24 protein-coding genes, 1 tRNA gene and 1 pseudogene are annotated in these 24,737 nt (G+C 70.5%); 11 read left to right on the forward strand and 15 right to left on the reverse strand.

Annotated elements, in window-relative coordinates:
* Positions 1-35: 35 nt before the first annotated feature.
* Positions 36-617: a TMEM165/GDT1 family protein gene (locus AC3IYJ_RS12695; RefSeq protein WP_489401415.1), complete on the reverse strand. Its 582-nt coding sequence runs from the start codon at positions 615-617 to the stop codon at positions 36-38.
* 615 nt (positions 618-1,232) lie between these two features.
* Between AC3IYJ_RS12695 and AC3IYJ_RS12700 the strand changes: the two genes are divergently transcribed.
* The 5 genes and pseudogenes from AC3IYJ_RS12700 to AC3IYJ_RS12720 all read left to right on the forward strand — a co-directional run.
* A complete protein-coding gene (locus tag AC3IYJ_RS12700) occupies positions 1,233-1,847 on the forward strand; it encodes an HNH endonuclease family protein (RefSeq protein WP_489401416.1) in 615 nt (204 codons plus the stop codon).
* Between the two features lie 184 nt (positions 1,848-2,031).
* Complete coding sequence (locus AC3IYJ_RS12705; protein ID WP_489401417.1) at positions 2,032-3,693, forward strand: alkaline phosphatase D family protein; 1,662 nt, start codon at positions 2,032-2,034, stop codon at positions 3,691-3,693.
* Positions 3,694-3,855: 162 nt separating this feature from the next.
* Positions 3,856-4,494: a DedA family protein gene (locus AC3IYJ_RS12710; protein ID WP_489401418.1), complete on the forward strand. Its 639-nt coding sequence runs from the start codon at positions 3,856-3,858 to the stop codon at positions 4,492-4,494.
* A gap of 157 nt (positions 4,495-4,651) precedes the next feature.
* Positions 4,652-5,167 carry a hypothetical protein gene (locus tag AC3IYJ_RS12715; RefSeq protein WP_489401419.1) on the forward strand — a complete coding sequence of 172 codons (516 nt, stop codon included), beginning with the start codon at positions 4,652-4,654 and terminating at the stop codon, positions 5,165-5,167.
* A 192-nt stretch (positions 5,168-5,359) separates the two neighbouring features.
* A pseudogene (locus AC3IYJ_RS12720) lies at positions 5,360-6,217 on the forward strand (universal stress protein); the annotation flags it as partial.
* Positions 6,218-6,286: 69 nt separating this feature from the next.
* Here AC3IYJ_RS12720 and AC3IYJ_RS12725 read toward each other — a convergent pair.
* Positions 6,287-6,508: a DUF2277 domain-containing protein gene (locus tag AC3IYJ_RS12725; protein WP_489402793.1), complete on the reverse strand. Its 222-nt coding sequence runs from the start codon at positions 6,506-6,508 to the stop codon at positions 6,287-6,289.
* Between the two features lie 409 nt (positions 6,509-6,917).
* Here AC3IYJ_RS12725 and AC3IYJ_RS12730 point away from each other — a divergent pair, with 409 nt between their 5' ends.
* Positions 6,918-7,151: a hypothetical protein gene (locus tag AC3IYJ_RS12730; protein WP_489401420.1), complete on the forward strand. Its 234-nt coding sequence runs from the start codon at positions 6,918-6,920 to the stop codon at positions 7,149-7,151.
* A 9-nt stretch (positions 7,152-7,160) separates the two neighbouring features.
* Here AC3IYJ_RS12730 and AC3IYJ_RS12735 read toward each other — a convergent pair whose 3' ends face one another.
* Entirely contained in the window at positions 7,161-7,370 is a 210-nt protein-coding gene (locus AC3IYJ_RS12735) for a pentapeptide repeat-containing protein (RefSeq protein ID WP_489401421.1), read from the reverse strand.
* Between the two features lie 139 nt (positions 7,371-7,509).
* Positions 7,510-7,584 (reverse strand) — tRNA-Val (locus AC3IYJ_RS12740).
* A 55-nt stretch (positions 7,585-7,639) separates the two neighbouring features.
* Between AC3IYJ_RS12740 and AC3IYJ_RS12745 the strand changes: the two genes are divergently transcribed.
* Together AC3IYJ_RS12745 and AC3IYJ_RS12750 are read left to right on the forward strand one after the other, a co-directional pair.
* Positions 7,640-8,944 (forward strand): coiled-coil domain-containing protein, encoded by a 1,305-nt coding sequence (locus tag AC3IYJ_RS12745; RefSeq protein ID WP_489401422.1) that lies wholly within the window; start codon positions 7,640-7,642, stop codon positions 8,942-8,944.
* 295 nt (positions 8,945-9,239) lie between these two features.
* On the forward strand, positions 9,240-9,755 hold the full coding sequence (locus AC3IYJ_RS12750; RefSeq protein ID WP_489402794.1) for a DUF4383 domain-containing protein: 516 nt from the start codon (positions 9,240-9,242) through the stop codon (positions 9,753-9,755).
* 137 nt (positions 9,756-9,892) lie between these two features.
* On the opposite strand, the gene AC3IYJ_RS12755 is transcribed toward AC3IYJ_RS12750, so the two are convergent.
* A complete protein-coding gene (locus AC3IYJ_RS12755) occupies positions 9,893-10,294 on the reverse strand; it encodes a hypothetical protein (RefSeq protein WP_489401423.1) in 402 nt (133 codons plus the stop codon).
* Between the two features lie 148 nt (positions 10,295-10,442).
* Between AC3IYJ_RS12755 and AC3IYJ_RS12760 the strand changes: the two genes are divergently transcribed.
* Complete coding sequence (locus tag AC3IYJ_RS12760; protein ID WP_489401424.1) at positions 10,443-10,658, forward strand: FmdB family zinc ribbon protein; 216 nt, start codon at positions 10,443-10,445, stop codon at positions 10,656-10,658.
* Positions 10,659-10,662: 4 nt separating this feature from the next.
* Here the strand turns inward: AC3IYJ_RS12760 and AC3IYJ_RS12765 are convergent, their stop codons facing one another.
* From AC3IYJ_RS12765 to AC3IYJ_RS12780, 4 genes are read right to left on the reverse strand one after another with little or no spacing between them, the layout of a single operon-like run.
* Entirely contained in the window at positions 10,663-11,322 is a 660-nt protein-coding gene (locus tag AC3IYJ_RS12765; RefSeq protein WP_489401425.1) for an O-methyltransferase, read from the reverse strand.
* Positions 11,319-12,149 carry an HAD family hydrolase gene (locus AC3IYJ_RS12770; RefSeq protein ID WP_489401426.1) on the reverse strand — a complete coding sequence of 277 codons (831 nt, stop codon included), beginning with the start codon at positions 12,147-12,149 and terminating at the stop codon, positions 11,319-11,321. The genes AC3IYJ_RS12765 and AC3IYJ_RS12770 overlap by 4 nt, the downstream gene beginning before the upstream one ends.
* Positions 12,146-14,728 carry a phosphoribosyltransferase gene (locus tag AC3IYJ_RS12775; RefSeq protein WP_489401427.1) on the reverse strand — a complete coding sequence of 861 codons (2,583 nt, stop codon included), beginning with the start codon at positions 14,726-14,728 and terminating at the stop codon, positions 12,146-12,148. Before AC3IYJ_RS12775 ends, AC3IYJ_RS12770 begins: the two co-directional genes overlap by 4 nt.
* 8 nt (positions 14,729-14,736) lie before the next feature.
* A complete protein-coding gene (locus AC3IYJ_RS12780; RefSeq protein ID WP_489401428.1) occupies positions 14,737-15,918 on the reverse strand; it encodes an HpcH/HpaI aldolase/citrate lyase family protein in 1,182 nt (393 codons plus the stop codon).
* Between the two features lie 307 nt (positions 15,919-16,225).
* Here AC3IYJ_RS12780 and AC3IYJ_RS12785 point away from each other — a divergent pair, with 307 nt between their 5' ends.
* Positions 16,226-16,969 (forward strand): TerD family protein, encoded by a 744-nt coding sequence (locus AC3IYJ_RS12785; protein WP_489402795.1) that lies wholly within the window; start codon positions 16,226-16,228, stop codon positions 16,967-16,969.
* Between the two features lie 10 nt (positions 16,970-16,979).
* Here AC3IYJ_RS12785 and AC3IYJ_RS12790 read toward each other — a convergent pair whose 3' ends face one another.
* The 6 genes from AC3IYJ_RS12790 to AC3IYJ_RS12815 form a co-directional block, all read right to left on the reverse strand.
* Complete coding sequence (locus AC3IYJ_RS12790; protein WP_489401429.1) at positions 16,980-17,720, reverse strand: TerD family protein; 741 nt, start codon at positions 17,718-17,720, stop codon at positions 16,980-16,982.
* Positions 17,721-17,829: 109 nt separating this feature from the next.
* The gene (locus tag AC3IYJ_RS12795) at positions 17,830-18,948 is read right to left on the reverse strand and encodes a DUF475 domain-containing protein (protein WP_489402796.1); all 1,119 of its coding nucleotides are present in this window, start codon (positions 18,946-18,948) and stop codon (positions 17,830-17,832) included.
* A gap of 25 nt (positions 18,949-18,973) precedes the next feature.
* A complete protein-coding gene (locus tag AC3IYJ_RS12800) occupies positions 18,974-19,549 on the reverse strand; it encodes a TerD family protein (RefSeq protein WP_330296241.1) in 576 nt (191 codons plus the stop codon).
* Positions 19,550-19,714: 165 nt separating this feature from the next.
* Positions 19,715-20,290: a TerD family protein gene (locus AC3IYJ_RS12805; protein ID WP_351044153.1), complete on the reverse strand. Its 576-nt coding sequence runs from the start codon at positions 20,288-20,290 to the stop codon at positions 19,715-19,717.
* A gap of 169 nt (positions 20,291-20,459) precedes the next feature.
* Entirely contained in the window at positions 20,460-20,918 is a 459-nt protein-coding gene (locus tag AC3IYJ_RS12810; RefSeq protein WP_489402797.1) for a peroxiredoxin, read from the reverse strand.
* Between the two features lie 166 nt (positions 20,919-21,084).
* A complete protein-coding gene (locus AC3IYJ_RS12815) occupies positions 21,085-21,510 on the reverse strand; it encodes a DUF3052 domain-containing protein (RefSeq protein ID WP_489401430.1) in 426 nt (141 codons plus the stop codon).
* A gap of 437 nt (positions 21,511-21,947) precedes the next feature.
* On the opposite strand from AC3IYJ_RS12815, the gene aceE reads away from it, so the two are divergent.
* The gene (aceE, locus tag AC3IYJ_RS12820; protein ID WP_489401431.1) at positions 21,948-24,680 is read left to right on the forward strand and encodes a pyruvate dehydrogenase (acetyl-transferring), homodimeric type; all 2,733 of its coding nucleotides are present in this window, start codon (positions 21,948-21,950) and stop codon (positions 24,678-24,680) included.
* Positions 24,681-24,737 lie beyond the last annotated feature (57 nt).

The raw sequence follows: 24,737 nt of genomic DNA on the forward strand, positions 1-24,737 counted from the left end.
GCTGCGACCTGCCGCCCCACCGGCCGCTCCTGCCGCTAGCCGGCGATCGCCTCGTACAGCGAGAACACCGCCAGCGCCGCCATGACCCCGGCCGCGATCTTGGTGATCAGACTCAGCGGCACATACTTCATCAGCGTCCGGCCGCCCAGGATCCCGATCCCCGCCACGGCCCACAGCGCGAGCACCGCTCCGAGGCCGACGGAGACGGGGTTGTCGTACCGCGCGGCGAGGTTCGCGGTCATGATCTGCGTCAGGTCACCGAACTCCGCGACCAGGATCAGCATGAAACCGGCCCCCGAGACCTTCCAGAAGGACTGGTCGGCGGGCGGCTTGACCGTTTCCTCACCGTCGCTCTTCTTCAGGAGCAGCATCGCCGCGCCCGCCAGGAACAGCAGGCCCACGACGGCCTGCACCAGCCGGTGCGGAAGCAGGGTGAGCACGCTGCCGGCGGCGATGGCCAGGGCGACGTGGACGGCGAAGGCGGCGGCGACGCCGACGAAGACGTACGAGGCTCGGTAGCGGGTGCCGAGCATCAGGCCGGCCAGGGCCGTCTTGTCCGGAAGCTCGGCAAGGAAGACGACGCCGAAGGCGATCGCCATCACGGTGAAGCTGAACACGGGGTGGTACCTCTATCGGTCGGGCAGGACGCCATCGGTACCGAGAGACCAGGAGTGGATCAGGGGTCGCTTCGGCTCGGCGGCGTCCTGAAGTACGTACGCGTGCATACGCGCAGGACACTGCGGCCGAAGGTCTCGCTGGCCGACCCGACACACATGTGTACGAGGTCTGCCTCCGGGCGCCGGCTGGTGTGACCCAGCAGTATGTCGACGGTCCGGCAAAGAGCTACTCCCCTTCTGCTCTCCCAGAATACGCGACACCCCCCATCTCCCGAAATGGGACTTCGGGCACACCCCGGCCCACGAGCGTCCCCGGCCGGCCGGGGGCCCGGCCGCACACCCCTCCCCACACCCCTCCCCATGCCCCGCCGCACATACCGCCGCACATCCGGCCGCGGGCGGCGCCGGCCAGCACGCCTGGAATGACAACTTCCGCTACTCCCACTCGAGTTGCAAACCCCGTCATGACATGCTCATGTCTTCACACTGTCACCTGACGCCCATCCCCAGGAAACCGGGCGCCGCCACCATGGCGACGCCCCACAGCACTCCCGCCCCCACCCAGGAGCCCCTCTCATGTTCTTCACGCCCTCCATCTACGCGCGTCGACTTGGCATGCTCGCCTCAATAATCGCAGCCGCTTCCCTCACCACCCTCCTCACCGCCCCCGCCGCCCAGGCCTCCCCTCCCACCCCCATCAGCGCCGCGGCCGCGCGTTCCTACCTCGCCACGGTCACCCCGCAGGCCGAAGGCACCACCGCCGGATACAGCCGCACCCTCTTCCCGCACTGGAGCACCGTCTCCGGCACCTGCAACACCCGCGAGACCGTCCTCAAGCGCGACGGCTCGGGCGTCGTCCAGGACTCCTCCTGCGCGGCCGTGAGCGGCAGCTGGTACTCCGAGTACGACGGCGTCACCTGGACCGCCGCCTCGGACCTCGACATCGACCACATGGTCCCGCTCGCCGAGGCCTGGCGCTCCGGCGCCAACTCCTGGACCACCGCCAAGCGCCAGCAGTTCGCCAACGACCTCACCCGCCCGCAGCTCATCGCAGTCACCGACAACGTCAACCAGGCCAAGGGCGACCTCGACCCCGGCAAGTGGCTGCCCCCGCGCACGGCCTACCGCTGTACGTACGCGCGCATGTGGGTCGAGGTGAAGCAGTACTGGGGCCTGAGCATGGACTCCACGGAGAAGACGGCCCTGGTCGACATCCTCAACGCCTGCTGACGCACCCGCCCGCACCCGCCCGAGGGCACCCACCCGCGGGCACCACCCCACCTCCACCCCTGGCCAAGGATCTTTCCCCCACCAGGGGGAGGTGGAGCACCCCCTCCCCGTCGTACCGTGACCACAGGGACAAGGAGAACGACCACACAGCTGGTCAACGGGTCTTCGGAGGAGGGGGAGTTGCATGGCCGCAATGCGTCTGGGACCGCTGCTGCGCCACGTCGACTGGGACACGGGCGACTCCGCCACCATATGGATCGAAGCGGACCGCCCCTGCACCGCCGAGGTGCGCTGCGCCGACGGCTCCGGCGGCAGCATCCGTACCTTCCAGGTGGCCGGCCATCACTACGCGCTGGTCCCCGTCACCGGCCTGACCCCCGGCTCCACCACGGCGTACGAGGTCCGGCTCGACGGGGTACACGTCTGGCCGCTCCCCGACAGCCCGTTCCCCGCGAGCACCATCACCACTCCGTCCACCGGCAGACCGGGCTCCGCCGCCGCCTCCGGCGGGTCCGCCCTGCGCATCACCTTCGGCTCCTGCCGCCAGGCCGCCCCGCCCGCCGGCCGGCGCGGACCGCACGGCCCCGACGCGCTCGACACCCTCGCGGCGCAGCTGGCCGCGGATCCGGGGTCGGAGCGGCCCGACGTGCTGCTCCTCCTCGGCGACCAGGTGTACGCGGACCAGCTGTCCCGGCCCACCCGCCAGTGGCTCGCGGCCCGCCGGGACCTCCGTGAGGCCCCCGGCGCCCAGGTCGCGGACTTCGAGGAGTACACCCGGCTCTACTACGAGTCCTGGCTCGACCCGGAGATCCGCTGGCTGCTCTCCACTGTCCCCAGCCTGCACATATTCGACGACCACGACGTCATCGACGACTGGAACACCAGCGCCGCGTGGCTGGCGGAGATGCGCGCCACCCCGTGGTGGCAGGAGCGGGTGCTCAGCGGGCTGATGTCGTACTGGGTGTACCAGCACCTCGGGAACCTCTCCCCCGCCGAGCTGGCCGCAGACACCCTGTACGCGGCGGTCCGCGAGGCCCCCGACGGCACCGACGTGCTACGGGCCTTCGCCGCCTCGGCGGACGCCGATCCCTCCACGGTCCGCTGGAGCTACCGCCGCGACTTCGGCCGGTCCCGGCTGCTGATGGTGGACACCCGGGCCGCCCGGGTGCTCGAAGAGGGCGGCCGGGCCATGCTCGACCCGGCGGAGCAGCAGTGGCTGCGCGACAACGCCCTGGCCGGACACGGGGGTTACGACCACCTCCTCATCGGGTCGTCACTGCCCTGGCTGATGCCGCCGCTCGTGCACGACGCGGAGGTGTGGAATGCCGCGCTGTGCCGCGGGGAGCGGGGGCCCCGGTGGGCCAGGATCGGGGAGGACCTGCGGCGGCGCAGCGATCTGGAGCACTGGGCGGCGTTCCCGGGCTCGTTCGCGGCGCTCAGCGACCTGGTGGAGGAGGTGGGGACGGGTCCGCGGGCTCCGGCGACGGTGTGCGTGCTCTCGGGGGACGTGCACCATGCGTATGTGGCCGAGCCCCGAATACCCAGTACGGCGCGGGTGTTCCAGCTGACCTGCTCGCCGGTGCACAACTCCATCCACACCGTGGTGAAGTGGGGCTTCCGGCTGGGCTGGTCACGGGTGGGCCGGTGGCTGGGCCGGGGCTTCTCCCGGCACGGCCGGACGGGCCGGCCTCCGTTGAGCTGGCGGCGTACGGGTGGCCCGTGGTTCGGCAACCAGCTCATGACTCTCGCGCTGTCGGGCCGCTCCGCACGGCTCCGGCTCGACCAGGCCCGCAAGGGCCCCCGTCTGGTGACGGTCCTGGACCGGTACCTCACGCCGCCGGGGTAGCGGAGGTGGGGGACACACCGCGGGGTCCGGTCACCCCCCGGGCGTCCGGTCAGTGGACACCCGGCGTACGCTGTTTCGCTGTCAGCCGCCCCTGCCGCTCCCCCGCGACGACGTAGCGGCGCTTCACGCCGAAGCACGTCAACCGGACTGGGGAGTCCCGCTTTGCTTGAGACTCTGGGCTCGCTGACTTCGAGCCCATGGATCTACGCCCTCGTGGCGCTGTCCATCCTGCTCGACGTGTTCCTGCCGGTGCTGCCGAGCGGGGTGCTGGTGATCACCGCGGCCGCGGCTGCGGCTGCCGCCGGGGCGACGGGTCCGGCGTCCGTACACGCCCAGGTGCCGGACATCCTGGCGCTGCTGGCGACGGCCGTCACCGCCTCGGTGCTGGGCGACATGGCCGCGTACCGGCTGGCCCGGCGCGGCGGGGCCCGTCTCGACCGGGCCATCGCCCGGTCCCGTCGGCTCACCCGCGCCCAGGAACGTCTCGGCATCGCCCTCGCACGCGGCGGCGGCGCCCTGGTCGTGGTCGCCCGCTTCGCCCCGGCCGGCCGCTCGGTGGTCTCCCTCGGAGCGGGGAAGACGCAGCGCAAGGTCAGGGAGTTCCTGCCCTGGTCGGTCCTGGCCGCCATCGCCTGGGCCGGGTACAGCGTGGCCCTCGGCTACTTCGGCACCCAATGGCTCGGCACCACCTGGCTCGGCACCGCGATCTCCCTGATCGCCCTCTTCGCCGCCGGCGCCCTGGCCGCCTTCGTCGTCCGCCGCCCCACCACCCGGACCCCCGCCCCGGCCCCGGCCGCCTGACCGGGGGAGGCGCGGCCTCCCCCGGGCGGAGCAGTGGCTCACCCGTTCACCCGGCAGCGATCGCCGCGTCCGCGCCGGGCTCCTAGCGTCCAAGGCACGGTGCGCACCCGAATCCGCGCCGCGCCGCGCTGTTCCCGGAGCCCGAGGAGTCCTCTCCATGCCCGCCACCCCCCGCAGCCCCCGTTCGCACCGCCCGCTCCCCCGAGTACTGGCCGTCGCCGCCGCGGCCCTCGTCATCTCGGCCGCCGCCCCCGCGACCCTCGCCCACGCCGGCCCCTCCGGCAACGTCTCCCCGACCAACGTCGCCCCGGGCGGCCGGGTCAGCCTCAACATCACCGGCTGCGGCACCAAGACCGGCAAGGCCTCCTCCCGCGCCTTCGGGGACGTATGGCTGACCCCGGGCAACGCGGAGGCCACCAACCTGTTCGGCGCGGCCACCACCTTCCGCAACGTCAGCGCCGGTTCCCACCCCGTCACCTTCGAATGCGGTGGCCCCGGCGGCGAGCGCGTCACCGTCTCCCTGAACATCACCCCGGGCGCCGCCCGCGGCGGGCTCGGCGGCAGTACCGATTCCATGAGCCCTGGTCAGATCGCCATCGGCGGAGCGCTCGTGGCGAGCGCGCTCGGCGCCGGTGCGTGGTTCCTGCGCCGCCGCACGGGCCACGCCGGCTGAGCCGCGGACCGAGGCGGACCGAGGCGGAGCGCGAGCCGGAGCGGAAGCGGGAGGGGAAATGGGAGCGGAAGGGGGCCCGAGGGGACGGGAGCGGCCGATGGTCCCGCCCCGTTCGGGACTTTCCCCACTCCCGCCCGGAGGCCGTCCCCGCAAGGCTGAGTCCACGCACCGCTGCCCCACAAGGAGCCCGCCATGGACCAGAGCCCGCGCCCCGTGATCGCCGCCGTCGACGGTTCCGCGAACGGCAACCGGGCCCTGGAATGGGCGATCTCCCAAGCCCTGATGGTCCGGGCACCGCTGCGCATCGTGCATGCCCGGCTCTACATGAACTCGATCGGCTCGGCCCTGTCGGGCGGGTTCGAGGGACCGGGCCTCGACGACGACCCGGTGCTCATCCGGGTCCGCGAAGCCCTGGACGGCCGCGCGGGGATTCCCCCGATCGAGTACGTCTCCCACCCCGGCGCCCCCGACCACGTACTGCCCGGACTCGGCGCGGACGCCCAGCTGATGGTCCTCGGCTCCCGCGGCCGCGGCGGCTTCGCCAGCCTCCTGCTCGGCTCGAACGGCCTCGCCTGCGCGAGCCGTGCCGCCTGCCCCGTGGTGGTGGTGCCACGGGCCGATCCGCCCGTGCGCGACCCGTACGGACAGGTCGTGCTCGGCCTGAACAGCGCGGCCCCCGACGACAGCACCACCTACTTCGCCTTCCGCGAGGCGGCCCGGCGCGGCGCCCGCCTCCAGGTCGTCGTCGCGCACGCCTGGCCCGGCCGGACCTTCACCACCGCGGGCGCCATCGGCACGGCCGTGCACGCGGAGACGGCCGGCACCCACGAGATCGACGCCCTGGCCGCGGCGCACCTGCGCCCGCACGCCGAGCGCTTCCCGGAGGTCCGGGTCGAGCGGGTCACCGCACCCGGCGACGCGGCCGGCCACCTGGTCGCCGCCTCACAGGCCGCGGACCTGCTGGTCATCGGCCGCCACCGCAAGCGCCCGCTCTCCCCGCACCTGGGCTCGGTCACCAACGCGGTCCTGCTCCACACCACCTGCCCGGTGGCGGTGGTCCCGCTGGAGGAGAACGCCGTCCCGGCAGCGGCCGCCCAGGCCCAGCGGCCCACGGGACCCCTAAGTCGTCACCGCCCCCCGGACCTGGATCCCGTCCAGCAGGTCTCGCGTAGCCTCCGCGATCGCGTCGACGGCGGCGGCGAACACCTCCTGGTTGTGGGCGGCGGGCGCCCTGAACCCGGACACCTTGCGTACGTACTGGAGCGCGGCGGCCCGGATCTCCTCCTCGGTCGCCTTCTCCGGAATCGCGGGCGGACGCAACGTCTTAATGGATCGGCACATGCCTCCACTATCCCGCCATCCCGCTCCCCCACGGCAGCTCCGAGCGCACTTGGCGCGGGAACGCAAAGAACCGCCCGCAGCCGCGTGAATCCGCCCTCGGTGATCCCACCAGCGGATGTCGGACACCGGGCCCATGCGCGGTCCGTGCTCCTGTGCCCTCGACGCATAGTGAGTTCAGCGACACCTTGGGCCACCAAGACGTTCGGCGCCGTAGCCAGCCCGCTGGCCGAGATCATCCCGGCCTGTCTCATGGAAGCCCACGACAGGGCCCGCCACGGGCACGAGGGCGTCCACGCAACGCGATCTATCCGATCCGCTATGCGAAGAAGGACGTGCCGGTCACTGATGCACGACTACGGAAGGCTATCGGCTTCCGGGCCGACCTGATCCGCCGCCACGGCCACAACCGATGCAGCAGGCATTCGACCTCGGCTTGGACGAGCTGGACGAAGAACACGTCCATCCGGATGTGGCGCTCCTGCCACACGACCTCCGTCTGATCATCGTGGCGTACGCCTGCTCGATGGAGCGGGGCGTGATGCGGATCGAGTGGGGCTCCGCCGAGCTACGGCGCGAGGACCGGTACCTCATCTGGCACCATCATGAGCCCCTCCACCCGTCGGCCACCCATCGCGCGGCCTAGTAGCAGCGCTCAGCCCAGTCCGTGCCCGACGCAGGTTCCGCCATTGGCGTTGCTGTTCGTGCCGTCCGGGCAAGTCGTATTGTTCCAGGTCGCACCGTTGAACCCGGCGCCCGTCGTCACCGCTCCCGTCAGATCGGCATCGGTGAAGTTGGCGTTGGTGAAACGCGACTTGGTGAGGTTGGCGGCGGCTCGGCGCGCTGGCCTGCCGCTGCTTGTCACCCATTGGCCCCGGGGCACGCAAACGCGCCACCAATGGACCGGCCGCTCAGGCAGCGGCCCGGCCGTGCCTGACCGCTGCGGTTGATGTCAGATCTGGATGCAAAAACCCCCCGCCATGATCGGCGGGGGGTCTTTCCACTGGTGGGCGCGGACGGTTTCGAACCGCCGACATCCGCTTTGTAAGAGCGGCGCTCTACCCCTGAGCTACGCACCCGTGGATGAGTGGACAGCCTACATGGAGGGCGTACCCCCCACGCAAACCCGTTCCCGTGAGGGAGAATGGACCGGGGCAGGGGCATTGCGGACGGGGTACGGGAGAAGCGACTGTGACGACGGCACCCCGGCGGTGGTTCGGCGGCGGGCGGGACGAGAGTCGGCGGGCTGACGCCCAGGCGGCCAAGGACGCCGCCGCGGCCGCGTTCTACGAGCTGGACACCGCGCAGCGGGATCTGCGGATCTCCATCGAGACCATCGCGGCGGCCGACGGATCGCCCGAAGCGCGGCGCGCGGGCGAGGGGTTCGTCGCGCTCGGGCAGCGCATCGACCAGGTCAGCCAGGTCTACATCGAGGCCGTCGACGCCCATGATCTGGACCGGGCCGAGCTGGAGGCGTCCGCGGCGACGCGGGCCACGCAGGAGCTGACGCGGGCGCGCGAGGAGCTCGTACGGGTGAAGGGCGAGCTCGACCGATTCGCGCAGGGTCTGCAGCCGCTGCTGGACAAGGCGGAGACGCAGCTGGCCCGGGTGGCACCCGCCCGGGAGCGGGCCAGGGCCGCGCTGCTCGCGGCGAGCACCGCGCTGGACGACGTACGGGGCAAGGGCATCCGCGCCGACGACCTGGCGGCTCGGCTCGCGGCGCTGGGTCCGGAGCTGACCAAGCTGAACCAGGGCGCCGCGCAGCACGGGGTGCAGGAGACCGTCCAGCGCGCCGACCGGATCCTGCGCGACGCCGAGGCGATACGGGCCGAGGCGTCGCGGCTCCCGGAGCGGGCGGCGGAGATCGACCGGCGGCTGGTGAGTCTGCGGACTCGGGCGCAGGCGCTGCGCAATCGGGCGGACCGGGTGGATCCCGTACTCAGCGAGCTGCGCCGACGGTTCAGCGCGGCCTGCTGGCAGGACCTCCAGCACGTGCCCGACCAGGCGGTACGGGATGTCGCGCAGGCGGAGGACCGGCTGCGGGAGGCCGCCCGGGCCCGGGACGAGCAGCGCTGGGCGGATGTGGCGGCGCTGGTCGAGGCCGTGCGCGGGTCGCTGGACTCGACCGACGAAGCGGTGTCGGCCGCGCAGGACCGGCTGACGCGGCTGGAGGCGGTGGCGCGGGATCCGCAGGCGGAGGTGGACCGGACCCGGTTCGCGATCCGCGATGCGCAGCGGATGGCGATGGCGGGCCGCAGCGTGCCGGATCCGCGGCACGCACGGCCGCTGGACGAGTCGGTGGCACGGGTGGACCGGGCGGTCGCGGGGCTGGAGGGCCGGCATCCGGACTACTGGGCGTTCCTGCTGGAGATGGCGAACGTACGCGATGCCGTGAACCGGGTGGTGAACGGGATCCGGACGGAGCGCGGCCAGGCCTGAGCCGGGCCGCACCGTCCTCGTTTGCCCTGGCTTGTCCCGGGGTGGGCGGCGATGGATGCTGGGAGGTGCCGGGAACGGACCTGAGGAGGGCGCCATGGCTGCCCACACTTTCCACAAGCCTCGTGCAACCCATGCGCCCCGCGAGCCCCTCGCCTCCCATGAGCCCTACGTGGCCCATGCGGCGTACGGGTGCACGGAACCCCATGAGCACTACGCGCCCTACGTCGCCCACGAGCCCGATCCGTCGCGCGTACCGCCCGAGCCCCACGCGTTCGCGCATCGCCTTGAGCGCCTCATGCACCCGGTCAACGCCCGCCTCGACGAACACCTGCCGGCCGACCACAAGCTCAACAAGATCTACCGGGTCGGCGCGGGCCTGACGGGCCTGCTGCTGGTCGTCTTCGGGATCCTGGGGCTGGTCCACCGGATCGGGTTCTTCAACACCGGCGGCGACACCGTGCTCGCGCTGAACACCAACGGTGCGCTGAGCGTCCTGTCGATCTGCATCGGGGCCCTGCTCTTCGCCGGGATGGTGGTCGGCGGGAGCTTCGCCTCGACGCTGAACATCGTGCTGGGCCTGCTCTTCATCGCGAGCGGGTTCGTGAACCTGGCGCTGCTCGACACCGGGATGAACTTCCTGGCCTTCCACATCCAGAACGTGCTGTTCAGCTTCGTGGTCGGCGTAATGCTGATGTGGTTCGGAATGTACGGGCGGGTGGGCAGCGCCCTGCCGCACGACAACCCGTACTGGCGGGCCCGTCACCCCGAACAGGCGGCCCGGGAGCAGCGGGCGACAGCCGGCCGGCGGTAGGCGGTTACGCCTCGATGCGTTCGACCTTGTCCACCAGGAAGAGGAAGGACGGGGCGCCGCCGATCGTGACGGCGCCGATGAGCATCAGACTGCTGGGCGCCCCGGACCCGGCGGCTCCTTGGCTTCGACAGGGCCCTTCAGTCGCCGGAGAAACCCCAGAAGTAGATCTCCTCCGGATTGCCCGCGGCATCGTGCAGGACCGCGCACCTGCCGAACCAGCGTCTGGTGGCGAGCGGTTCGATCGCCGGCACGTGTTCCCTGGTCAGGCGGTCGGTACCGGTCACCCGGCGCGCCTCGTCGGGTCCCACGGGCTGCACGGTGCAGTACTCGGGCTCCTCGCCGGGCCGCAACACCCTGTACACGTCCAGGATCGAGTGCGTCCCTTCCTCCTGGACCTGCTCGTCCTCCAGCAGCAGCTCGAGCGTCGACGGCCGTGACCGTGCCCCGTCGGCTTCGTCACCTTCGCCGCCCTCGTCGTCCTCCCAGGGCTCCCAGTGGTAGTCCTGCGACGCGAAGACGCTCTGCCTCAGGGCGTCCAACGCCGCTCCCAGGTCCTCCTGATGAGGAACGAAGTACTCCCACCCCGACGCACCCACGACAGCCCGCCTCCGCAACCCGTTCCGACAGTGAGGTGGAAGCTAGCAGCGGGCACTGACACCCGGCCGTCCACTGCGTAGCCTGTACGGCATGCCCCGTTACGAATACCGCTGCCGGACCTGTGAAGACACCTTCGAGGTCAGCCGGCCCATGGCCGAGTCCTCCGCGCCCGCCGACTGCCCGGACGGGCACTCCGACACCGTCAAGCTGCTCTCCGCCGTCGCGGTCGGCGGGACCAGCAGTGCCCCCGCCGCGCCGATGGGCGGCGGCGGAGGCGGCTGCTGCGGTGGGGGCGGCTGCGGCTAGGCCGTCAGCGCTTGCGGGAGAGGGTGATGCCGTCGGAGATCGCCAGCATCACCGACTCCATGCGGGGGTCCGCCGCGACGTGGTCGTTGTAGGCCTGGACTCCCGCCGCCGCACCCGTCGGCGACTCGTCCAGCACCGTGCCGTGGTACAGCGTGTTGTCCGTGACGATCAGCCCGCCCGGACGGAGCCTCGGCACCAGCTCTTCCCAGTAGGCTATCTGGCTCTGCTTGTCGGCGTCCACGTAGGCCATGTCGATGTGCGGTTCGGCCGGCATGGCGCGCAGGGTCTGGAGCGCGGGCGCGATCCGCAGTTCGATGCGGTCCGCGACCCCCGCCTTGGCCCAGGCCTCGCGCGCGTACACCGTCCACTCCTCCGAGACGTCGCACGCGATGAGGCGGCCGTCCGCCGGCAGCGCCTGCGCCATCGACAGGGAGGAGAAGCCGGTGAAGGTGCCCACCTCCACGATGTGCCGGGCGCCGGTCAGCCGGACCAGGAATGCCAGGAGCGGACCCTGCTCCTCCGCCGACTGCATTCCGGCCGAGTCCGGGAACGCCGCGTACGTCGACGCCACCAGCCCCCGCTGGACCTCGTCCAGCGGAGGGTTGTGCGCCAGCATGTACCGGTAGAGCTCGTCTGTGATCTTGGTGCTGTTGCCCTTGGTCATGATCCCAGTGTGCCGAGTCGCTGCGCCTCGCGGGTGAATGCCCGCACGATTTCCTCACCGGCCAGCACCCCCGCCCGCGTCAGCGAGGTGACGTGGGGCGCCGTCCAGCCCACGTCGGCCAGTTCGCCGTGGCCCGGCCGCCATCCCGCGTCCGCCGCGAGCAGCAGGTCCGCGTCCAGCAGCGAATCCCCGGCCGCCAGGGTGGTGGTGGCCCCCGTGCGCCGGGCCACCTCGCGCATCGCCGCGCTCTTGGTCAGCGGGCGCGGGACGGCGTAGATCTTCCGGCCCTGGAGGGAGATCGTCCAGCCGCGGGCCTCGGCCCACTCCGTCAGCTCCTTGATCCACTCCGGCGGGACCAGCGCCCGCTCGACGACCAGGTACGCGAAGAGGTCCTCGGCGACCCGCGCCTTGCGCAGCCACGCCGGGTCGGCGGCGGACAGCAGGTGCGCGTGCACCTCCTCCAGCGGAGCGCACTCCTCGGCGAGGCTGGCCGCGACCTGGCGGCGCCAGTCCCGATCCGGGGCCCCGTCGACGAGCAGCTGGCCGCCGTTGGCGCAGATCGCGTACTTCGCCTGCTGCCCGGGGAAGCGGATGCGCTGGTACTGCTTGCGGGTACGGGTGGTGGTCGGGACGAAGACGACGCCCGGATCGGCCGACAGCTCCGTCAGCAGCTCCGCCGCCGTCTCGGTCATGTACGACAGCGGCTTGCTCTCGTGGACCTCGACACACAGCAGCCGCGGGGCCTGCGGGTCGGGCATGGTCAGCGCGAGCGCTGCGTTCGAGTAGATGAGCGTGCGGTCGAGGTCACTGGCTACGAGGACGGTCACTTGGCTGACACAGCCTTTCCGTCGGCGCCCGTGGCGCCGCGCGTGAAGCGGGGGTGAATGAGGCCCACACAGGTGTAGGGCAGCCCGTCGACCTCCTCCACCGGCACCCCGCGCTGTTCCGCGAGGAGCCGTACGTGGTCCAGGTCGGCCCCCGCGCCACGCTGCGCGAGGATCTTCCACGGCACCCGGCGCAGCAGCACCCGAGTGGTCTCGCCGACGCCCGGCTTGACGAGGTTCACGTCGTGGATGCCGTACTCCTCGCTGATCCGCTCGACCGCCTGCCAGCCCACCCAGGTCGGCGTGCGGTCGGCGGTGAGGAGCTCCTTGACCTCGGCGTCCACGGCCTCGGCCACCTCCTCGAACTGGGCGGCGACGGTGTCGACGAAGGCGACGGAGACATCGGCTCCGGCGAGCTCGCGGTAGAACTTCGCGCCGTGGAAATCGGCGGGCCCGACCAGGTCGGACCTCAGCACCGTACGCGAGACGAGTCCGGAAACCGTGGAATTGAGACAGGCGGAGGGGATCAGAAAGTCCTCGCGGGTGCCGTACGTCTCCACGCACGAGCCGGGGTCGGCGAGGACCACGATCTCGGGGTTGAACCCCTCGAACTCGGACAGGGCCTCGCGCAGCTCGCGGCTGATGGCGCCCTTGCCGGTCCAGCCGTCGACGAAGACGACGTCGGCCGGGTCGTGGTGGGCGGCCAGCCAGCGCAGCGCGTTGGCGTCGATGCCGCGGCCGCGCACGATGGAGACGGCGTAGTGCGGCAGGTCCAGGCCGTGCCGGGCGCGGGCCCAGCGCCGCATCAGGACGCCCACGGGGGTGCCGGCGCGGGCCAGGGAGACGAGCACCGGCGACGGGGACCGCTCGGCGAGCACCGTCTCGGTGACGGTTCCGACGGCGCGGGCCATCCGGGCGGCGGAGGCGGTCAGCGCGCTCTGGTAGAGCTGCTGGTACTCCGGGGACGGCTGGTACTCGACGGGCAGGGACTCCGCGTAGTGCGCGCCGCCCGCCTGGATGGCCTCTTCGCGCTCCTCGGTCGGGGCCTCCAGCTCGACGTCGGAGAAGTCCTGGAGCAGCCAGCCGACGTCCTCGGCGGCGTACGAGGAGAAGGCGGGCCCGCGCAGCGGCTGGCGCTGGGGCTCGGTCATGGAGGGCTCCTGCGATTCGGGGACGTACGAGGGTATGACGGCGAGCAGGACCCGGCCGGTGTGCGGGGCGAGGGCTGCGAGGAGTCCGGTGCGGAGCTCGGGGGTGTCGCCCGCCGAGTCGACGACGGCGACCACCGCGTCGAAGCCGGCGCCCGCGACGTTGTAGGCGTAGCGGTCGCCGGGGCCGTCGGCCGGGGTGTCGTGGGCCGGGAAGACGAGCCGGGTGCGGATGGCGTAGCCGGGGTCGTCCACGGCGAGCACCGGCGAACGGGTGGTCGTGGAGAAGCGGACCTCGGCCTCCGCGCCGGACGCCTCCAGGGCCTGCGCGAGGCGCAGCGGTGCGTACATCAGCTCCTCGTTGCCGAGTACGAGGACTCGCGCGGGGCCGTCGCCGAGCGCGGCTTCGAGCCTCGCCGCCATGGCTGGCAGGGCCGCGTTCAGCGCGTCTCGGTGGGCCGGGGTGAAGCCGTGGCGGCCGCCGTCGGGTATCCCGGTCGGCCAGTCGAGAGCGACGCGGGTGATCGGGTGCGGGTCGCCTGCCGGGGCGCTGCCCCGGACCCCGCTCCTCAAACGCCGTAGGGGCTGGATTTGCCCCCCTCGAGGCTGCGTCTCGGCGCAGGGTGCAGGCTGGATTTCGCCGCCCGGGGCCTCGTCCGCGGGGGCGGAGAGGGCCAGGGCCTCGTACTCCTCGACCAGCGCCTGCCCCTTGGCCAGTACGTCCTCCGGGAGGGACACCGTGCCGGAGGCGAGGGCGATCAGGTCCACCCTCACCCCCAGTTCCTCCGCGAATGCGCTGAGCCGGTCGCGGTCGGACGCGGACCGCATGTCGACCAGGGCGACGACAACGTAGTGCTCGCGCGGATGGCGTTCGTGCAGGTCGCCGATGGTGTTCAGGACGGTGTTGCCGGTGGAGAACTCGTCGTCGACGAGGACCAGCGGGCCGCAGCCGGCCAGCAGCTTCGGGTCCTCGGGGAGCAGCAGGTGCGAGGTGGCGTGCGAGTGGGCCTCCTCGAAGCCGCCCGCGGGCTCCACGCCGGGCACGGGGCGCCTGGTGGAGTGCAGGTACGGGGCGCGGCCGAGGCCGTCGGCGACGCAGTGGCCGAGGCCGGTCGCGGTCTCGGCGTATCCGAGGACCACCGCCGAGGCCGCCTCCTCCTCGCCCAGCAGCTCCCGGACCCGTTCGCCGAGCCCGTATCCGGCGGCGTACACGGCCGCCGGGGACTGCGGGACGTGCTTGCCCAGCACCTGCGAGACCAGCAGGTGCGCCCGCTTGGGGTTGCGGCGCAGGGCGAGCCCGAGCAGTTCGTCGAGCCGGGGCCCGCCGGTCCCCGTACCGGGGTCGGCGCCTTCCTCCAGGCCGACGCCCAGCCGGTCAGCGACCCACGTTCCCGACCACACGGCTTCGATCTTCTTGCCCTTCCTCGCAGTCAACGGCCCGCTCACACCTGGAGCCCGGCCGTGAGGAGATCGACGAAGCCGACCTCCTCCTTCGCCACACCGAAGACCTCGGCGCGCAGCATGGTGCGCTCCGCCCAGGCCCGGTGGGGCTTCACCTCGTTCATTTTGTTCGTGTAGGCCGAACGCATCACTCCGCCGCCGCCGCTCTCGGGGCGCAGGATGTCCTTGGCGTCGCTGAACTCCTCGTGGGAGACCACCGACAGCGCGTGGACGGGGGTGACGTGGGCGGGGTGGATGCAGGTCTTGCCCATCAGCCCGTTGGCCCGGTCCAGCTCGATCTCGCGGAGCAGCCCGTCCAGGTCGTGCTCGATCAGGGCGGTGCGCAGTTCCTCGACGCCCTCCTCCGCAAAGGGGCTGCGCCGCAGCTGCGGCTTGAAGAGCCGCTGCTGGCTGCGGAAGTACTCCCAGACGGGCCCGGTGACCGTGAAGCCGGTGCCGTCGGCGCGGCTGAGCACGTTGACCACGTCGGCGATGACGCCGGCGACGATCTGCACGTCGTAGGCGGTCATGTCGGGCGTGCGGCGCAGTCCGTACGCGGAGCAGAAGTCGGTGACGCCCAGGCGCAGCGCCAGGACCCGCTCGCGGTACTTGTTGACCGTGCGGGAGATCCCGGCGAGGGCCTCGACGCGGGTCTCCAAGTGGAGCAGCTCGGGGGTCTCCAGGACCGGCATCGCGTAGAGCCGGGGGTGCCCGCTCACCGCTTCAGCCTGCGCCACGGCGTCCAGGAACGCCATTCCGCGGCTCTCGCTGAACTTCGGCAGCACGAATCCGGACAGCCGGGCGGCGGAGCCGCCGAGCCGGTGGACCAGGTCGGGGATCTGCTCGGGGGTGCGGACCCGGACGAAGAGCAGCGGGAGCTCCCCGGCCGGGCCCTCGTCCGCCGCTTCGTCGAGGGCGGCGAACTGCCGGACGAGGTTCTCCTCGCCGTCCGCGACGTCGGAGTCGCTGATGGAGTCCTCCAGGCACAGGACCATGGAGACGACTCCCCGGTCGGCCTGTTTGCGGACGTCACGGGCCAGCTGGGTCCGGGTGGCAGGGCTGTAGAGCGTGGCTCCCAGCGCGGCCGCGAGCGTGCGTGCGGGGGAGGCAGCCGTGAACTCGGCCGGCTCCTGGTGGAAGAGGTCCTTACGGACGGTGGGCGATATGTGCCCGAAATGACGCATGTGCTTCCCCCGTACTGCCTCGGCGGCCCGACTGGCATGGCCGGTAATAGTACGTATGAATGAGATTCCAGAGTTCCCCATGCACATGAAATCCAGGTAACCGTCGCTGGTCAGAGATCCGGGACAGGTCTTGGTCCGCTGGGTTCACCACCTTCGTACCGGACGGTTCCGGCCGTGCCGGGTGCGCCGCGCACCCCCCTGCCCGTCGCGCACCCACCCTTGCACCATGCCCAGGACTTTTCGCCGGGACAAGGTCTACGGGGGGCCGCATTGTCCCGGTCGTGCCCGGGAGGGCAGGATGACCGCCATGACGCACGCGATGCAGAAGGGCTCGAACATCCCGGTGGCCGCCGTGGCGGTCCGGGCGGTGCTGCGCTGGACCGGCGGGCCCGGTGTTCCCGACGTGGACGCGTCCGCGCTGCTCGTGGGCTCCGACGGACGGGTTCGGTCGGACGAGGACTTCGTGTTCTACAACCAGCCCCGGCACCCTTCGGGGGCGGTCTGGCGGCTCGGCAAGAAGCAGCTCGGCGACGGGATCACCGACGCCGTCCAGGCGGACCTGCGGGCCGTCACCCCGGCCGTGGACCGGATCCTCGTCGTCGCCTCCGCCGAGGACGTGCCCTTCCAGCGGGTCCACGACCTGCGGATCCTGCTCTACGACGCCACCGCCACCGGCGGCTCCGAACCGCTGGCCTTCTTCGACGTGCGGCCCGAGACCGGCGCCGAGACGGCGCTGATCTGCGGCGAGCTGTACCGCCGGGGCGACGGGTGGAAGTTCCGCGCGCTCGGCGAGGGCTACTCCAACGGACTCGTCGGCCTGGCCACCGACCACGGGATCTCCGTGGACGAGGGCGCCACCGAGGCCCCGGCCGCAGCGTCCGCCGCGGCGGCGCCGGCCCCGGTACTTCCGGCCCCGCCCACGCAGGCCCCGCCGGCCGTGGAGCCCGCGTACGGGTACCCGCAGCCGGTGTCGCCGGTCCCGGTGCCGGCTCCGGGCGGGGACCCGTCCTTCAGGCTGCCGGTGCAGGGGCCCCAGTTCATCCGCCGGTGAGCCGCGCGCCTCAGGCCTTCGTCTTGTAGCCCCGGCCCCACTGGAGGCCCCACCCGTACAGCCGGTCGAGCTCGGCCTGGAACCCGTAGACGAATTTGACCTCGCGGCGCACGATCAGCTCGCCCTTGACGTTCTCCAGGGAGACGACCGCGCAGGAGCGCGCCTGCGGGTGGCGCTCCTCCAGCGGGATCTCTATGCGCGGCCCGGTGATCGGGAAGAGGGTCACCAGGGCGTGCGTCCGGTCGAAGGCCGGGGTCTGGTCGTAGATGTAGACGAAGACCAGCAGCCGCTTGATCGCCTCGGCGTGGTCGAGGTTGACGAAGATCGTCTCGCCGGAGGGCGCCCCGAAGCGGTCGTCGCCGCTGAGCTTCACGTACGGCGGGCTGTTGATGTCCCCGTGGAGGTTGCCCAGCGGCTGGACGACCCCGCGGGTTCCGTCGGCCAGTTCGTAGAGGCAGCCGATGTCGAGGTCGACATTGACCATGCCCTGGGTGTGCGCCTGCACCATGTCCGGTTTGAACAGCTTGAACGGGTGGCGGAAGAGCTGTCCGCTCTGGCCCGCGGTGCGCCCGCCGATGTCCGAGGTGCGCATCCGCCAGGAGAGGTTCACCCGCAGGTTGCCGTGGACCGCCCCCTGTTTGGTGAGCGACACCGTCGGATGGCGTTTGGTCAGCTCGATCGCGTTCGACGAGGCGCTGCCCGACTGGAAGTGCTCACCGCGACTGCCCCTGATGCCGTCGAAGAATCCCATCCCTCAACCCCCCTTACAGCTCTGATTGCACACGGAAGCGGGGCGGCCCGGTGGGTCCGTGGACCCTCCGGACCGCCCCGCACAGAAGCGTTCCGCATTACCGCCGCGGTCATGCCTCGGCGGTGGAACCCTCCAGCTCCAGGCGCTTGTTGCGGCGCACCGAGGACCAGAAGGACCATGCGATCAGCACGACGCCGACGAGGCCGGTGATGACCTCGTGGATCTGGTACTGGATGGTGACGAGCAGGATGACGGCGAGCGCGCCGATGGCGTAGTGCGCGCCGTGCTCCAGGTAGACGTAGTCGTCGAGGGTGCCCTGGCGGACCAGGTAGACCGTGAGCGACCGGACGTACATGGCACCGATGCCGAGGCCCAGGGCCATCAGCACGATGTCGTTGGTGATGGCGAAGGCGCCGATGACCCCGTCGAAGGAGAAGGAGGCGTCGAGGACTTCGAGGTAGAGGAACATGAAGAACGCGGCCTTGCCGGCCATCGCGACGGCCGAGACCGGGGACTTGCCGCTCTTCTTGGCCGCTTCCTCCGCCTCGTGCTCGGCCTCTTCCTCTTCTTCGAGCTTGTTCTCGAAGTAGCCGGAGAGACCGCCGACGATCATGTAGGTGATCAGGCCGAGGACGCCGGAGACCAGGACGGTCTGCGCCTTGTCCACGTGAGCGCCGCCGTGCTGGTGGGCATTGGTGGCGAAGGTCATCGAGGTGACGACCAGGACGATCAGCGCGATGCACGCGGACAGCATGTCGATCTTGCCGAGCTTTGCGAGCGGACGCTCGAGCCAGGCGAGCCACTGGATGTCGCGGTCCTCGAAGATGAAGTCGAGGAAGATCATGAGCAGGAACATTCCGCCGAAGGCGGCAATGGACGGGTGGGCGTCCGTGACCAGTTGCTGGTAGTGCTCCTTTTCGGTCATCGCCAGCTTGACGGCTTCGATGGGACCGATCTTGGCGCTGATCGCGACGATGGCGACGGGGAAGACCAGTCGCATGCCGAAGACCGCGATGAGCACGCCGACCGTGAGGAAGATCTTCTGCCAGAAGGCATTCATCTTCTTCAGGATTCCGGCGTTGACCACCGCATTGTCGAAGGACAGCGAGATCTCGAGGATGGTGAGGATCGCGACGATCCCGAACCCTGTCCAGCCCCCGTAGAGCACCGCTGCGACCAGTCCGAGCGCAGTGACTGCGAACGACCAGCCGAAGGTTTTCAGAACCACTGGCATCCCATCGTCTTGTACGGCTTTACGAAACGTTGACCCCGAAGTCTAGAGCGATGCCCCGGAGCCCCGACGCGTACCCCTGCCCCACCGCACGGAACTTCCATTCGCCGCCGTACCGGTAGACCTCGCCGAAGATCATCGCGGTCTCACTGGAAGCATCCTCGGTGAGGTCGTAGCGGGCCAATTCCTGGCCGTCCGCCTCGTTCACGACGCGGATGAACGCATTGCTGACCTGGCCGAAGCTCTGCCGGCGGGCCTCCGCCTCATGGATCGAGACCGGGAAGACGATCTTGTCCACGGCGGCCGGCACCTTGGTGAGGTCGACGATGATCGACTCGTCGTCACCTTCACCCTCGCCGGTGAGGTTGTCCCCCGTGTGTTCGACGGAGCCCTCGGGACTCTTCAGGTTGTTGTAGAAGACGAAGTACTCGTCCCCGAGCACCCGGCCGTTGCCGCACAGCAGCGCGCTGGCGTCGAGGTCGAAGTCGGCGCCCGTGGTCGAGCGCGCGTCCCATCCGAGGCCGATCAGAACCCGGGTGAGGTTCGGTGCGGCCTTGGAGAGGGAGACATTGCCCCCCTTGGCGAGTGTGACGCCCATGTTGTGGTCCTCCCCGGACAACGGTGTGACAGTGCGGCGGCATGGCGGTGCTGCGGTACGACGATACGGCCGTAGGTAAAGCCGGTCCGGCGCCGTACACACAGTGCACGGCGCCGGACGGGTGAGCTACTGCGCCGACGGATCAGACGCAGATGCGACTCGGACTCAGACGTTGACGCCGAAGTCCTGCGCGATGCCGCGCAGCCCCGAGGCGTAACCCTGGCCGATGGCACGGAACTTCCACTCCGCGCCGTTGCGGTACAGCTCACCGAAGACCATGGCGGTCTCGGTCGAGGCGTCCTCGGAGAGGTCGTAGCGGGCGAGCTCGGTGTTGTCGGCCTGGTTCACGACGCGGATGTACGCGTTGCGGACCTGGCCGAAGCTCTGCTGACGGGTCTCGGCCTCGTAGATCGAGACCGGGAAGACGATCTTGGACACGTCGGCCGGAACGCCGGCGAGGTTGACCTTGATGGCCTCGTCGTCGCCTTCGCCCTCACCGGTGGTGTTGTCGCCGGTGTGCTCGACCGAGCCGTCCGGGCTCTTCAGGTTGTTGAAGAACACGAAGTTCGCGTCGCTGGCGACCTTGCCCTGGTCGTTGGTCAGGATCGCACTGGCGTCGAGGTCGAAGTCGACACCGGTGGTGGTGCGAGCGTCCCAGCCCAGACCGACGATGACCGCCGTCAGGTTCGGCGCGGCCTTGGTCAGCGAGACGTTGCCGCCCTTGCTGAGGCTGACTCCCACGGGTCCTCCATAAGGTTTTTGTGTGGGGCGGTGCCCCGTCGTGCGATTCACAGGATCAACGTTTCGATCCTAGTGACGGGTTCCCGCCTGTACGGGATTATTCGAGGCGAACCTGCCCACGAGCCTGCCCATGGGCCTGCGAGAGGCCCCCGCAGGCTCCCAGAGGCCCTCAGAGGCTGTCGAGGGCCTTGACGTACTCGTTCAGGTCCCGGGCGTCGGGCAGGCCGTTGACGACGCTCCAGCGCACCACTCCGTCCTTGTCGATGACGAAGGTGCCGCGGACCGCGCAGCCCTTGTCCTCGTCGAAGACCCCGTAGGCGCGGGAAGTCTCGCCGTGCGGCCAGAAGTCCGACAGCAGCGGGTACTCCAGCCCCTCCTGCTCGCCGAAGACGCGCAGGGTCGGCACGGAGTCGTTGGAGACCGCGAGGAGCTGCACGTCGTCGTTCTGGAACCGCGGGAGCTGGTCGCGCAGCTCGCACAGCTCACCGGTGCAGACACCGGTGAAGGCGAACGGGTAGAAGAGCAGCACGACGGCCTTCTCCCCCCGGAAGTCGGAGAGCCGCACGGTGGCACCGTGGTTGTCCTTGAGCTCGAAGTCCGGGGCCTTGCTGCCGACCTCGATCGCCATCTGTCGCATCCCTTCGTTCCTGCATCCCTGCGTTGGGCCGTTCGGGTGATGTCCCGGGGAACAGCCTATGCCGCCGGCCCACCGCGCGGCCGAACGCACACACCCCGCCGACCGGGACGATTCCGGTCGGCGGGGTGCATGTGTCCGCTTGGCTGCGGGGCGCGGTTCAGCGCTTGGACTTGGCCGTCTTCGGCGTCGTCAGGCGGGTGGAGGTCCACTCCTTGCCGACGGGAAGTCCCTTGGCCAGAGAGAGGCCGGCCGTCTCGGCGGCCTCGCTGATGTCGCTGGCCTCGACGAAACCGTCCTTGCCGGTCTTGGGAGTCACCAGCAGGATCAGTGCGCCGTCCTCGACCAGCTCGGTCGCGTCGACCAGGGCGTCCGTCAGGTCGCCGTCGTCCTCCCGGAACCACAGCAGCACCGCGTCCGCGACGTCGTCGTAGTCCTCATCGACGACCTCACTGACGTGATCCTCTACGGCATCACGGAATTCCTGATCGACATCGTCGTCGTAGCCGATCTCCTGGACCACCTGTTCGGACTGGAAACCCAGCCTGGCGGCCAGGTTCTCCGCGTGGTCCGCGGTCGCGCTCACGGGGTGCCTCCTGCTCATGTTCGGTGAATGTTCTTCGGCAGCGCGCGTACGCGCAGCATTGGGCGTAGTCCACACGGGCGCGGCGGATCGCGCAAGTACCCGGCCGCCGAGACCGTCGAAACGGTGACGATTGCGGCCGTCTCGCCGCAACTTTCAGCCCCTCCGTATGCACCTCTGGTGATTCATCCCACACCATTCCACCTCATTCGGCATCACCTCGGGACTTTCCTACCTGTTTGAGGGACGAACGGCCTTGCGAAGGCGTTGATCTAGGTGGGCGTAAGGTTGCGGTTTGGCCGGTCTCGTCACCCCCACCCCCGCAATCCCCCCTGACTCCAGGGATTACCGAGTGGTAAAGGTGACGATTTCCGCCGAGCGTAAGACCATGGGAGGCGGCGAACCCCAAGGCACGACTCCCCCGACAGCGAAGGAACAGCGTGGCTTCCGCATCCGATCGCAATCCGATCATCATTGGCGGCCTGCCGAGCCAGGTCCCGGACTTCGATCCGGAAGAGACGCAGGAGTGGCTCGACTCCCTGGACGCCGCCGTCGACGAGCGGGGCCGTGAGCGGGCCCGCTACCTGATGCTGCGGCTGATCGAGCGGGCCCGCGAGAAGCGCGTGGCCGTGCCCGAGATGCGCTCCACGGACTACGTCAACACGATCGCCACCAAGGACGAGCCCTTCTTCCCCGGCAACGAGGAGATCGAGCGCAAGGTCCTCAACGCCACCCGTTGGAACGCGGCCGTCATGGTCTCGCGCGCCCAGCGTCCGGGCATCGGGGTAGGCGGCCACATCGCCACCTTCGCCTCCTCCGCCTCCCTCTACGACGTGGGCTTCAACCACTTCTTCCGGGGCAAGGACGAGGGCGACGGCGGCGACCAGATCTTCTTCCAGGGCCACGCCTCGCCCGGCATCTACGCCCGCGCCTACCTCCTGGACCGGCTCTCCGAGCAGCAGCTCGACGCGTTCCGCCAGGAGAAGTCGAAGGCCCCGTACGGCCTCTCCAGCTACCCGCACCCGCGCCTGATGCCGGACTTCTGGGAGTTCCCGACCGTCTCGATGGGCCTCGGTCCGCTCGGTGCGATCTACCAGGCCCGGATGAACCGGTACATGCAGGCCCGCGGCATCGCGGACACCTCCAAGTCACACGTCTGGGCGTATCTCGGCGACGGCGAGATGGACGAGCCGGAGTCGCTCGGCCAGCTGTCCATCGCCGCCCGCGAGAACCTGGACAACCTGACCTTCGTGGTCAACTGCAACCTGCAGCGCCTCGACGGCCCGGTCCGCGGCAACGGCAAGATCATGCAGGAGCTGGAGTCGCAGTTCCGCGGCGCCGGCTGGAACGTCATCAAGCTGATCTGGGACCGCTCCTGGGACCCGCTGCTGGCGCAGGACCGCGACGGCATCCTGGTCAACAAGATGAACACCACCCCGGACGGGCAGTTCCAGACGTACGCGACCGAATCCGGTTCGTACATCCGCGAGCACTTCTTCGGCGACGACCACCGCCTGCGCGCGATGGTCGAGAACATGTCCGACCAGCAGATCCAGCACCTGGGCCGTGGTGGTCACGACCACAAGAAGGTCTACGCGGCGTACGCGGCGGCCAAGGCCCACAAGGGCCAGCCGACGGTGATCCTGGCGCAGACGGTCAAGGGCTGGACCCTGGGGCCGAACTTCGAGGGCCGCAACGCGACCCACCAGATGAAGAAGCTGACGGCCGACGACCTCAAGCGCTTCCGCGACCGGCTGCACATCCCGATCACGGACGCCCAGCTGGAGGACGGCGCGCCGCCGTACTACCACCCGGGGCGCAACTCCCCCGAGATCCAGTACATGCACGACCGCCGCAGCGCGCTCGGCGGGTACGTGCCCACCCGCGTGGTGCGCGCCAAGCCGCTGCAGCTGCCGGGCGACGCCACGTACGCGGCCGCCAAGAAGGGTTCGGGCCAGCAGTCGATCGCCACCACCATGGCCTTCGTCCGCATCCTGAAGGACCTCATGCGGGACAAGGAGATCGGCAAGCGCTTCGTGCTGATCGCGCCCGACGAGTACCGCACCTTCGGCATGGACGCGTTCTTCCCGAGCGCCAAGATCTACAACCCGCTGGGCCAGCAGTACGAGGCGGTCGACCGCGACCTGCTGCTCGCGTACAAGGAGTCCCCGACCGGCCAGATGCTGCACGACGGCATCTCGGAGGCGGGCTGCACGGCCTCGCTGATCGCCGCCGGTTCGGCGTACGCCACGCACGGCGAGCCGCTGATCCCGGTGTACGTCTTCTACTCGATGTTCGGATTCCAGCGCACGGGTGACCAGTTCTGGCAGATGGCCGACCAGCTGGCGCGCGGATTCGTCCTCGGCGCGACCGCCGGGCGGACCACCCTCACGGGTGAGGGCCTCCAGCACGCCGACGGTCACTCCCAGCTGCTGGCGTCGACCAACCCGGGCTGTGTGGCGTACGACCCGGCGTACGGGTACGAGATCGCGCACATCGTCAAGGACGGTCTGCGCCGGATGTACGGGCCCGACGCCGAGGACGTCTTCTACTACCTGACGGTCTACAACGAGCCGATCCAGCACCCGGCCGAGCCGGCTGACGTGGACGCCGAAGGCATCCTCAAGGGCATCCACCGGGTCTCCGCGGGCACCACGGGCGCCGTCGGGGCGCAGATCATGGCCTCCGGCGTGGCCGTGCCGTGGGCGCTGGAGGCGCAGCGGATCCTGGCCGCCGAGTGGAACGTCAAGGCGGACGTCTGGTCGGCGACCTCCTGGAACGAGCTGCGGCGCGAGGCCGTCGCGGTGGAGGAGCACAACCTGCTCCACCCGGAGGAGGAGCAGCGGGTCCCGTACGTGACGCGCAAGCTGTCCGGCGCGGAGGGTCCGTTCGTCGCGGTCTCCGACTGGATGCGGGCGGTCCCGGACCAGATCTCGCGCTGGGTTCCCGGCTCGTACACCTCGCTGGGCGCGGACGGCTTCGGCTTCGCCGACACGCGCGGTGCGGCCCGGCGGTTCTTCCACATCGACGCGCAGTCGGTGGTCCTCTCGGTCCTGACCGAGCTGGCCAAGGAGGGTCGGATCGACCGGTCCGCGCTCAAGCAGGCCATCGACCGGTACCAGTTGCTGGACGTCCGGGCCGCCGACCCGGGCGCGGCGGGCGGCGACGCGTAGCCGTCACTCTTCCGTGGGGGCGCTGGGACATCTGTCCCAGCGCCCCTTACCCGTTCT

The organism is Streptomyces sp. GL_140 (assembly GCF_057834465.1).

Coding starts and splice junctions, on each gene's coding strand:
- AC3IYJ_RS12790 (WP_489401429.1), bottom strand. CDS start 17,720: ATGGGATTCTTCGACGGCATCAGGGGCAGTCGCGGTGAGCACTTCCAG.
- AC3IYJ_RS12780 (WP_489401428.1), bottom strand. CDS start 15,918: ATGCGTCATTTCGGGCACATATCGCCCACCGTCCGTAAGGACCTCTTC.
- AC3IYJ_RS12705 (WP_489401417.1), top strand. CDS start 2,032: ATGGCCGCAATGCGTCTGGGACCGCTGCTGCGCCACGTCGACTGGGAC.
- AC3IYJ_RS12725 (WP_489402793.1), bottom strand. CDS start 6,508: ATGTGCCGATCCATTAAGACGTTGCGTCCGCCCGCGATTCCGGAGAAG.
- AC3IYJ_RS12750 (WP_489402794.1), top strand. CDS start 9,240: ATGCACCCGGTCAACGCCCGCCTCGACGAACACCTGCCGGCCGACCAC.
- AC3IYJ_RS12785 (WP_489402795.1), top strand. CDS start 16,226: ATGACGCACGCGATGCAGAAGGGCTCGAACATCCCGGTGGCCGCCGTG.
- AC3IYJ_RS12800 (WP_330296241.1), bottom strand. CDS start 19,549: ATGGGCGTCACACTCGCCAAGGGGGGCAATGTCTCCCTCTCCAAGGCC.
- AC3IYJ_RS12760 (WP_489401424.1), top strand. CDS start 10,443: ATGCCCCGTTACGAATACCGCTGCCGGACCTGTGAAGACACCTTCGAG.
- AC3IYJ_RS12810 (WP_489402797.1), bottom strand. CDS start 20,918: ATGGCGATCGAGGTCGGCAGCAAGGCCCCGGACTTCGAGCTCAAGGAC.
- AC3IYJ_RS12765 (WP_489401425.1), bottom strand. CDS start 11,322: ATGACCAAGGGCAACAGCACCAAGATCACAGACGAGCTCTACCGGTAC.
- AC3IYJ_RS12730 (WP_489401420.1), top strand. CDS start 6,918: ATGCAGCAGGCATTCGACCTCGGCTTGGACGAGCTGGACGAAGAACAC.
- AC3IYJ_RS12700 (WP_489401416.1), top strand. CDS start 1,233: ATGCTCGCCTCAATAATCGCAGCCGCTTCCCTCACCACCCTCCTCACC.
- AC3IYJ_RS12715 (WP_489401419.1), top strand. CDS start 4,652: ATGCCCGCCACCCCCCGCAGCCCCCGTTCGCACCGCCCGCTCCCCCGA.